The organism is Porcipelethomonas ammoniilytica (assembly GCF_025567485.1).
Classification (GTDB): Bacteria; Bacillota; Clostridia; order Oscillospirales; family Ruminococcaceae; genus Porcipelethomonas; species Porcipelethomonas ammoniilytica.
Genome location: NZ_JAOQKH010000050.1, coordinates 1 through 342, shown reverse-complemented (window position 1 = coordinate 342; position 342 = coordinate 1). Strand labels below are relative to the sequence as shown.

1 protein-coding gene is annotated in these 342 nt (G+C 31.0%); it reads right to left on the bottom strand.

The window, feature by feature from the left end; translation table 11 throughout:
* Positions 1-260 (bottom strand): hypothetical protein (locus tag OCV67_RS12935; RefSeq protein ID WP_178085168.1); only part of this gene is annotated, 260 nt, incomplete at its 3' end.
* Positions 261-342: the final 82 nt, after the last annotated feature.

Sequence of the window (342 nt, the reverse complement as noted above, 5' to 3'; positions counted from 1 at the left end):
CGATTATCAAGTTTTGTTGTAAGTCTCTTATCATAATTGATATGAACTCCTGTAGCACACCAAGTATGATCTGGAGCGTCAACATTATAAGTAATTGTTACAGTTTCTCCCGGCTTAGCTGTATAAGTCCGCATATTATTTGCCAAAAGATAAAGCTTTGGCTGACATGCTGCACTTACCGTAATACTGCTTATCATAGATACAGTAAAAAGTATACACGCAAACAATGATGTTATAATTTTCTTTAAAGATACTTTCATTTTGTAAACCTCTTATTTCATAATATTTACAGTACTGTATATATAATATATCATTTATACCAATAATTGTCAATAGCGTTGA